The 8,753-nt window shown below is 55.7% G+C and carries 7 protein-coding genes and 4 tRNA genes; 10 read left to right on the forward strand and 1 reads right to left on the reverse strand.

Annotated elements, in window-relative coordinates; all coding sequences use genetic code 11:
- Positions 1 to 521 precede the first annotated feature (521 nt).
- The 5 genes from dppA to dppF all read left to right on the forward strand — a co-directional run bounded on the left by dppA (position 522) and on the right by dppF (position 6,211).
- Positions 522 to 2,129 carry a dipeptide ABC transporter periplasmic-binding protein DppA gene (gene dppA / locus AB8804_RS10165; protein WP_371185581.1) on the forward strand — a complete coding sequence of 536 codons (1,608 nt, stop codon included), beginning with the start codon at positions 522 to 524 and terminating at the stop codon, positions 2,127 to 2,129.
- 161 nt (positions 2,130 to 2,290) lie between these two features.
- Positions 2,291 to 3,310, forward strand: coding sequence for a dipeptide ABC transporter permease DppB (gene dppB / locus AB8804_RS10170; RefSeq protein ID WP_112011960.1), 1,020 nt, complete (start codon positions 2,291 to 2,293; stop codon positions 3,308 to 3,310).
- A 9-nt stretch (positions 3,311 to 3,319) separates the two neighbouring features.
- Complete coding sequence (gene dppC, locus AB8804_RS10175; RefSeq protein WP_371185583.1) at positions 3,320 to 4,222, forward strand: dipeptide ABC transporter permease DppC; 903 nt, start codon at positions 3,320 to 3,322, stop codon at positions 4,220 to 4,222.
- A 10-nt stretch (positions 4,223 to 4,232) separates the two neighbouring features.
- Positions 4,233 to 5,216, forward strand: a complete 984-nt coding sequence (gene dppD, locus AB8804_RS10180) for a dipeptide ABC transporter ATP-binding protein (RefSeq protein ID WP_371185585.1) — start codon at positions 4,233 to 4,235, stop codon at positions 5,214 to 5,216.
- Positions 5,213 to 6,211 (forward strand): dipeptide ABC transporter ATP-binding subunit DppF, encoded by a 999-nt coding sequence (dppF, locus tag AB8804_RS10185; RefSeq protein WP_371185587.1) that lies wholly within the window; start codon positions 5,213 to 5,215, stop codon positions 6,209 to 6,211. The genes dppD and dppF overlap by 4 nt, the downstream gene beginning before the upstream one ends.
- A gap of 44 nt (positions 6,212 to 6,255) precedes the next feature.
- On the opposite strand, the gene coaA is transcribed toward dppF, so the two are convergent.
- Complete coding sequence (coaA, locus tag AB8804_RS10190) at positions 6,256 to 7,206, reverse strand: type I pantothenate kinase (protein ID WP_371185590.1); 951 nt, start codon at positions 7,204 to 7,206, stop codon at positions 6,256 to 6,258.
- 316 nt (positions 7,207 to 7,522) lie between these two features.
- On the opposite strand from coaA, the gene AB8804_RS10195 reads away from it, so the two are divergent.
- From AB8804_RS10195 to AB8804_RS10215, 5 genes are all read left to right on the forward strand, one after another.
- Positions 7,523 to 7,598, forward strand: a tRNA-Thr gene (locus tag AB8804_RS10195).
- A gap of 8 nt (positions 7,599 to 7,606) precedes the next feature.
- A tRNA-Tyr gene (locus AB8804_RS10200) sits at positions 7,607 to 7,691 on the forward strand.
- A 117-nt stretch (positions 7,692 to 7,808) separates the two neighbouring features.
- A tRNA-Gly gene (locus AB8804_RS10205) sits at positions 7,809 to 7,883 on the forward strand.
- Between the two features lie 6 nt (positions 7,884 to 7,889).
- A tRNA-Thr gene (locus tag AB8804_RS10210) sits at positions 7,890 to 7,965 on the forward strand.
- Between the two features lie 117 nt (positions 7,966 to 8,082).
- On the forward strand, positions 8,083 to 8,753 hold a 671-nt coding region (locus AB8804_RS10215), incomplete at its 3' end, for a GTP-binding protein (protein WP_371185592.1).

The following is an 8,753-nucleotide window of genomic DNA, read 5'->3' on the forward strand; positions in this document are numbered from 1 at the left end:
TGATAACGATTTTGTGACATAATCCATTGTAATTTTTTATATATAGATTGATCTTTTTTCGCGTTGCTTATGGATAACCTCAGCATTTTTCGCTGTGCGTTTTAACGTTCATGGAATTTAGTGCTCAGATAATCACCATTCCGCAAGAAAGTTTACCCAATCTGAATAAAAGTTAATCACTGGATGTTGCGAAATATGAAGAGAGTTATGCTGCAGGTTACGGAGTAGCATAAATTTCCCTGCTGAAAACCGGCGTATAGAGTTTTTTTAATCTTTGTTTGCGGTTTCTCACACTCAGCGTAAATCCCCGTCACCTGTATTGACGTTTTCACATTCTGTTGACAGATTGTAGGGCACGAGGGGCACTTCAGGGACGATCTGCGCTGCAACTCCGACGCACTTCTGAAAGGATTCTCCATCCCTTTAACGCCTTCGGGCACCACCGACCAGACCGGGTAAAAAATAAATAAAGGTCAGGCGGCGTAACACAACAAAGCAAAACATCACATTGGAGCAGAATAATGAGTATTTCCTTGAAGAAGTCAGGGATGCTGAAGCTTGGTCTGAGCCTGGTGGCCATGACCGTTGCCGCAAGCGTACAGGCAAAAACCCTGGTTTATTGTTCTGAAGGCTCGCCGGAAGGCTTTAACCCACAGCTGTTCACCTCTGGTACAACCTACGACGCAAGCTCTGTACCTATTTATAACCGTCTGGTTGAATTTAAAACCGGCACCACGGAAGTCATTCCGGGCCTGGCTGAAAAGTGGGATATCAGCGAAGACGGTAAAACCTATACCTTCCACCTGCGCCAGGGCGTGAAGTGGCAGGACAACAAAGAATTTAAGCCTACGCGCGACATGAATGCCGACGACGTGGTGTTCTCCTTCGATCGTCAGAAAAACGCGCAGAACCCGTACCACAAGGTGTCCGGCGGCAGCTATGAATACTTCGAAGGGATGGGTCTGCCTGACCTGATCTCTGAAGTGAAGAAAGTGGACGATAACACCGTTCAGTTCGTGCTGACTCGTCCTGAAGCGCCATTCCTGGCCGACCTGGCCATGGACTTCGCCTCTATTCTTTCGAAAGAATATGCGGACAACATGCTGAAAGCGGGCACGCCGGAAAAAGTGGACCTGAACCCAATCGGTACCGGCCCGTTCCAGCTCCAGCAGTACCAGAAAGACTCCCGTATTTTGTACAAAGCGTTTGAAGGCTACTGGGGCACCAAGCCGAAGATTGACCGTCTGGTCTTCTCCATTACCCCAGACGCCTCCGTGCGTTACGCAAAACTGCAGAAAAACGAATGTCAGGTAATGCCATACCCGAACCCGGCTGACATCGCGCGCATGAAGCAGGACAAGAACATCAACCTACTTGAGCAGGCTGGCCTGAACGTCGGCTATCTCTCCTTCAACACCGAGAAGAAGCCGTTTGATGACGTGAAGGTGCGTCAGGCGCTGACCTACGCGGTGAATAAAGAAGCGATCATCAAAGCCGTTTATCAGGGCGCGGGCGTTGCCGCGAAGAACCTGATCCCACCAACCATGTGGGGCTATAACGACGACATCAAGGACTACACCTACGATCCTGAGAAAGCAAAAGCGCTGCTGAAAGAAGCGGGCCAGGATAAAGGCTTCACCGTTGAGCTGTGGGCGATGCCGGTACAGCGTCCGTATAACCCGAACGCGCGCCGCATGGCGGAGATGGTTCAGGCCGACTGGGCGAAGGTTGGCGTACAGGCCAAGATCGTGACCTACGAGTGGGGTGAGTACCTGAAGCGCGCCAAGGCGGGCGAGCACCAGGCGGTGATGATGGGCTGGACCGGCGACAACGGGGATCCGGACAACTTCTTCGCCACCCTGTTCAGCTGCGCGGCGGCGAAAGACGGCTCCAACTACTCCCGCTGGTGCTACAAGCCGTTTGAAGACCTGATCCAGCCGGCGCGTGCGACCGACGATCACAACAAACGTATTGAACTGTACAAGCAGGCTCAGGTTGTTATGCACGATCAGGCTCCGGCACTGATTGTGGCTCATTCCACCGTGTACGAGCCAGTGCGTAAAGAAGTGAAGGGCTACGTGGTTGATCCGCTGGGCAAACACCACTTCGAAAACGTGTCTGTTGAATAATAAGTAGGGTGTTCTCCCTCTCCCTCTTGGAGAGGGCAGGGGTGAGGGTCGTGCATGCATCCCCTCACCCTAACCCTCTCCCAATGGGAGAGGGAATTTACATTTGTGAGCAATACAGACGTCACGCCACTGGTCGTGCGTCATCAGAGAGAATCCGGGTTATGTTGCAGTTCATCCTCCGACGTCTGGGACTTGTCATCCCCACGTTTATCGGTATTACCCTTCTCACGTTTGCCTTCGTCCATATGATCCCCGGCGACCCGGTGATGATCATGGCGGGCGAGCGCGGGATTTCCCCTGAGCGTCATGCGCAGCTGCTGGCTGAACTCGGACTTGATAAGCCGATGTGGCAGCAATACCTCCATTACATCTGGGGCGTTATGCACGGCGATTTAGGGATTTCGCTGAAGAGCCGCCTTCCGGTATGGGATGAGTTCGTGCCGCGTTTTAAAGCGACGCTGGAACTCGGCGTCTGCGCCATGATATTTGCGACAGCGGTGGGTATCCCCGTTGGCGTTCTGGCCGCCGTTAAGCGCGGTTCCATTTTCGACCACACGGCCGTCGGCCTGGCGCTGACCGGCTACTCCATGCCTATCTTCTGGTGGGGCATGATGCTGATCATGCTGGTTTCGGTGCAGTGGAACCTGACGCCCGTCTCCGGGCGCGTCAGCGACATGGTCTTCCTTGACGACACCAACCCGTTAACCGGCTTTATGCTGATCGACACGGCGATTTGGGGCGAAGAGGGCAACTTTATCGATGCGGTTGCGCACATGATCCTGCCAGCGATGGTGCTGGGGACGATTCCCCTCGCGGTTATCGTGCGTATGACGCGCTCCTCCATGCTGGAAGTGCTGGGCGAGGATTACATTCGCACCGCGCGCGCAAAGGGGCTGACCCGCATGCGCGTCATTATTATCCACGCGCTGCGCAACGCGATGCTGCCGGTGGTCACCGTTATCGGCCTGCAGGTGGGCACGCTGCTGGCGGGGGCGATTCTGACCGAAACGATCTTCTCCTGGCCGGGCCTCGGGCGCTGGCTGATTGACGCACTTCAGCGCCGTGACTATCCGGTGGTGCAGGGCGGCGTATTGCTGGTGGCGACGATGATTATTCTCGTCAACCTGCTGGTCGATTTGCTGTACGGCGTGGTGAACCCGCGTATTCGTCATAAGAAGTAAGGGGCCATCATGTCACAGGTTTCTGAAAACAAAGCTGTAGCTGCACCGGTGCCAATGACGCCGCTGCAGGAGTTCTGGCACTACTTCAAGCGCAACAAAGGCGCGGTGGTTGGGCTGGCCTATGTCACCATCATGATTCTGATCGCGGTGTTTGCGAACGTGCTCGCACCGTATAACCCGGCGGATCAGTTCCGCGATGCGCTGCTCGCGCCACCGGCCTGGCAGGACGGCGGTAGCCTGACGCACCTGTTAGGTACCGACGACGTGGGCCGCGACGTGCTGTCTCGTCTGATGTACGGCGCGCGCCTGTCGCTGCTGGTCGGCTGCCTGGTTGTGGTGCTGTCGCTGGTGATGGGGATTGTGCTCGGCCTGGTGGCCGGCTACTTCGGCGGCATCGTGGATAACATCATCATGCGCGTCGTCGACATCATGCTGGCGCTGCCGAGCCTGCTGCTGGCGCTGGTGCTGGTGGCGATCTTCGGCCCGTCGATCGGTAACGCCGCGCTGGCGCTCACCTTCGTGGCGCTTCCCCACTACGTGCGATTAACCCGCGCGGCGGTGCTGGTGGAAGTAAACCGCGATTACGTGACCGCTTCCCGCGTCGCGGGCGCCGGTGCGATGCGCCAGATGTTCGTTAACATTTTCCCGAACTGCCTCGCGCCGCTGATCGTTCAGGCGTCGCTCGGCTTCTCTAACGCCATTCTCGATATGGCCGCTCTTGGCTTCCTTGGCATGGGTGCGCAGCCGCCAACGCCGGAATGGGGCACCATGCTCTCCGACGTGTTGCAGTTCGCGCAAAGCGCCTGGTGGGTCGTCACCTTCCCGGGTCTGGCGATTCTGCTGACGGTGCTGGCATTTAACCTGATGGGTGATGGCCTGCGTGATGCGCTTGATCCCAAACTGAAGCAGTAAGAGGCACGAGATGGCGTTATTAAATGTAGATAAATTATCGGTGCACTTCGGCGACGAAGGCACACCGTTTCGCGCCGTGGACCGCATCAGCTACAGCGTAAATCAGGGCGAAGTGGTTGGCATTGTCGGCGAGTCTGGGTCCGGTAAGTCGGTAAGCTCGCTGGCGATTATGGGGCTGATTGATTACCCGGGCCGCGTGATGGCGGAAAACCTCGAGTTTAACGGCCAGGATCTGAAGCGGATTTCCGAGAAACAGCGCCGCCAGCTGGTGGGTGCGGAAGTGGCGATGATTTTCCAGGACCCGATGACCAGCCTGAACCCGTGCTATACCGTCGGTTTCCAGATTATGGAAGCGATTAAGGTGCATCAGGGCGGTAATAAGAAAACCCGGCGTCAGCGCGCGATCGATCTGCTGAACCTGGTGGGCATTCCCGATCCGTCCTCGCGGCTGGACGTATATCCGCACCAGCTCTCCGGTGGGATGAGCCAGCGCGTGATGATCGCCATGGCGATTGCCTGTCGGCCAAAGCTGCTGATTGCGGATGAACCGACAACGGCGCTGGACGTGACCATTCAGGCGCAGATCATCGAGCTGCTGCTCGAGCTCCAGCAGAAAGAGAACATGGCGCTGGTGCTGATTACGCACGACCTGGCGCTGGTGGCGGAAGCCGCGCACAAAATCATCGTCATGTACGCGGGGCAGGTGGTGGAGACCGGACGTTCGCACGATATCTTCCGCGCGCCGCGCCATCCGTATACGCAGGCGCTTTTGCGCGCGCTGCCGGAGTTCGCTCAGGACAAAGCGCGTCTGGCCTCGCTGCCGGGCGTGGTTCCGGGCAAATATGACCGTCCGCAGGGCTGTCTGCTGAATCCGCGCTGTCCGTATGCCACCGACAAATGCCGTGCGGAAGAGCCGGAGCTGAACCTGCTGGCTGACGGCCGTCAGTCGAAATGCCACTACCCACTCGATGATGCCGGGAGGCCAACGCTATGAGTACGCAGCAAATGCTGTTGCAGGCCATCGACCTGAAAAAACATTACCCGGTGAAGAAAGGGTTGTTTGCCCCCGAGCGCCTGGTGAAGGCGCTGGACGGCGTCTCCTTTACCCTCGAACGCGGTAAAACGCTGGCGGTGGTGGGCGAGTCCGGCTGTGGGAAGTCCACGCTGGGCCGCCTGCTGACGATGATCGAAACGCCTACCGGCGGCGAGCTTTATTATCAGGGACAGGACCTGCTTAAGCACGATCCGCAGGCGCAGAAGCTGCGTCGCCAGAAGATTCAGATCGTGTTCCAGAACCCGTACGGCTCGCTGAACCCGCGTAAAAAGGTGGGGCAGATTCTGGAAGAGCCGCTGCTGATTAACTCCAGCCTGAGCAAAGAGCAGCGCCGTGAAAAAGCGCTGGCGATGATGGCGAAAGTTGGGCTTAAAACCGAGCACTACGATCGCTATCCGCACATGTTCTCCGGCGGCCAGCGGCAGCGTATTGCCATCGCCCGCGGCCTGATGCTCGACCCGGACGTGGTGATTGCCGATGAACCGGTTTCGGCGCTCGACGTCTCCGTGCGCGCGCAGGTGCTGAACCTGATGATGGATCTGCAGCAGGAGCTGGGGCTATCGTACGTGTTTATCTCCCACGATCTCTCCGTGGTGGAGCACATTGCCGATGAGGTGATGGTGATGTACTTAGGGCGCTGCGTGGAGAAGGGGACCAAGGACCAGATCTTTAATAACCCTCGTCACCCGTATACGCAGGCGCTGCTGTCTGCGACGCCGCGCCTGAACCCGGACGATCGCCGTGAGCGCATCAAGCTGACCGGCGAACTGCCGAGCCCGCTCAATCCGCCTCCGGGATGTGCGTTCAACGCCCGCTGCCGTCGTCGCTTTGGCCCCTGCACGCAGCTGCAACCGCAGCTGAAGGACTACGGCGGTCAGCTGGTTGCCTGCTTCGCGGTCGATCAGGATGAAAACGGCGAAAAGCCGCAGGCGTAAATAAAAAAACCGGCGATAAGCCGGTTTTTTTTATCTCTGCACGATTATTTTCGCAAACGAATCTGGTCGACGGCGTGCTTCTCACTTTTGGTGAGGATCAGGCTCGCGCGCTCGCGCGTCGGGAGAATGTTCTCCTTCAGGTTCACGTAGTTAATCTCATTCCACAGCCCCGTTGCCACGTTGATAGCCTCTTCTTCAGAGAGCTGGGCATAGTTATGGAAGTAGGAGTCAGGATCGGTGAACGCGCCCTCGCGGAACTTCAGGAAGCGGTTGATATACCAGCTTTGCAGTAAATCTTCCGGCGCATCGACGTAGATCGAGAAATCGACGAAGTCAGAAACGAATACGTGATGCGGGTCGTGAGGATAGTCCATGCCGCTTTGCAGCACGTTGAGCCCTTCCAGAATCAGGATATCCGGCTGTACGACCATTTTGTCGCCGTCCGGGATGCGATCGTAAATCAGGTGGGAATAGACCGGGGCCGTCACGTTTGGCGCGCCTGATTTCAGGTCAGAGACAAACTTCACTAGTCGATGCATATCGTAGGAGAGCGGGAAGCCCTTCTTCTTCATCAGGCCGCGTTCTTTGAGCACTTCATTCGGATGCAGGAAGCCGTCGGTGGTGATCAGCTCAACGCTGCGGTGCTCCGGCCAGCGGCTCAATAACGCCTGCAGCACGCGCGCGGTGGTGCTTTTCCCGACCGCCACGCTGCCCGCAATGCTGATGATATAAGGAATACGCTGGCCGTTAGTGCCGAGGAACTGCTCGAGCACCGCCTGGCGGCGAAGGTTGGAGCTAATATAGAAGTTTAGCAAGCGAGAGAGTGGGAGATAGATTTCCGCCACTTCCTCCAGGGAGAGATCTTCGTTTATCCCCTTTAACCGTGCGATTTCACCTTCCGTCAGAGTCATCGGAACGGAATCACGCAGGGCGGCCCACTGGCTGCGGTTAAACTGAAGATAAGGTGTCATTAACGTTTGCTCTTTTTTGCTCATAAGCATGCTTCAGTGAGCCATCACAACACAGCCGGGTCATGACTCATTACAGAGTTAATTTGGACAATGGGCAGGAGGTTAACACCAGATGACAGGAATAATAAGAAAAAATATGGGAAGCGGTGCGTTACGCGTGAGCCGTCACGGTAAGGTTTATGCAGGTCAATACAGGCTTCTATGCTGAATATTTGACCTCTGATGGCTGAATTTCCAGCGCTTAACCCTCCTTTCGAATAAAATGTGAGCGAAAGAACGTTTTGTGCAATTTTTTAGTTGCATGACAGCGCATGTCTCCATAGAATGCGCGCTACTTGATGCCGACTTAGCTCAGTAGGTAGAGCAACTGACTTGTAATCAGTAGGTCACCAGTTCGATTCCGGTAGTCGGCACCATCAAGTCCGGTGGGGTTCCCGAGCGGCCAAAGGGAGCAGACTGTAAATCTGCCGTCACAGACTTCGAAGGTTCGAATCCTTCCCCCACCACCACTTTCTGGCAGCAAATATGCCGCCGGAGCTGGTTGGAAAAATTGACCAGCTCGAACTTAAAAAGAGAGAAATCTCTTTTTTTGTTACAGAAAGAACTGGGTAGCCGAGTTTCAGGATGCGGGCATCGTATAATGGCTATTACCTCAGCCTTCCAAGCTGATGATGCGGGTTCGATTCCCGCTGCCCGCTCCAATACGTGCTGATATGGCTCAGTTGGTAGAGCGCACCCTTGGTAAGGGTGAGGTCCCCAGTTCGACTCTGGGTATCAGCACCACTTCACTTCTCCCTCCCTTTCTCTCTGTTTCAATATAAATGTATTCAACAGTTCAGGCATTTCGCCTGGTTGATGTGGTGATATCACCGATTTATCCGTGTCTTAGAGGGACAATCGATGTCTAAAGAAAAGTTTGAACGTACAAAACCGCACGTTAACGTCGGTACTATCGGCCACGTTGACCATGGTAAAACAACGCTGACCGCTGCAATCACTACCGTACTGGCTAAAACCTACGGTGGTTCTGCTCGCGCATTCGACCAGATCGATAACGCACCAGAAGAAAAAGCGCGTGGTATCACCATCAACACGTCTCACGTTGAATATGACACCCCGACTCGCCACTACGCACACGTAGACTGCCCAGGCCACGCCGACTATGTTAAAAACATGATCACCGGTGCTGCGCAGATGGACGGCGCGATCCTGGTTGTTGCTGCGACTGACGGTCCTATGCCTCAGACTCGTGAGCACATCCTGCTGGGTCGTCAGGTAGGCGTTCCTTTCATCATCGTGTTCCTGAACAAATGCGACATGGTTGATGACGAAGAGCTGCTGGAACTGGTAGAGATGGAAGTTCGTGAACTGCTGTCTCAGTACGATTTCCCAGGCGACGACACTCCAATCGTTCGTGGTTCTGCGCTGAAAGCGCTGGAAGGCGAAGCTGAGTGGGAAGCGAAAATCATCGAACTGGCTGGCTACCTGGATTCTTACATCCCAGAACCAGAGCGTGCGATTGACAAGCCATTCCTGCTGCCAATCGAAGACGTATTCTCCATCTCCGGTCG

Source organism: Enterobacter sp. KBR-315C3_2022, from assembly GCF_041399425.1.
Taxonomy (GTDB): Bacteria; Pseudomonadota; Gammaproteobacteria; order Enterobacterales; family Enterobacteriaceae; genus Enterobacter.

What these genes read in the sequence shown, in the direction of transcription:
- coaA (WP_371185590.1), bottom strand. Translation starts at nt 7,206, where the DNA reads ATGAGCAAAAAAGAGCAAACGTTAATGACACCTTATCTTCAGTTTAAC.
- dppF (WP_371185587.1), top strand. Translation starts at nt 5,213, where the DNA reads ATGAGTACGCAGCAAATGCTGTTGCAGGCCATCGACCTGAAAAAACAT.
- dppC (WP_371185583.1), top strand. Translation starts at nt 3,320, where the DNA reads ATGTCACAGGTTTCTGAAAACAAAGCTGTAGCTGCACCGGTGCCAATG.
- dppD (WP_371185585.1), top strand. Translation starts at nt 4,233, where the DNA reads ATGGCGTTATTAAATGTAGATAAATTATCGGTGCACTTCGGCGACGAA.
- dppA (WP_371185581.1), top strand. Translation starts at nt 522, where the DNA reads ATGAGTATTTCCTTGAAGAAGTCAGGGATGCTGAAGCTTGGTCTGAGC.
- dppB (WP_112011960.1), top strand. Translation starts at nt 2,291, where the DNA reads ATGTTGCAGTTCATCCTCCGACGTCTGGGACTTGTCATCCCCACGTTT.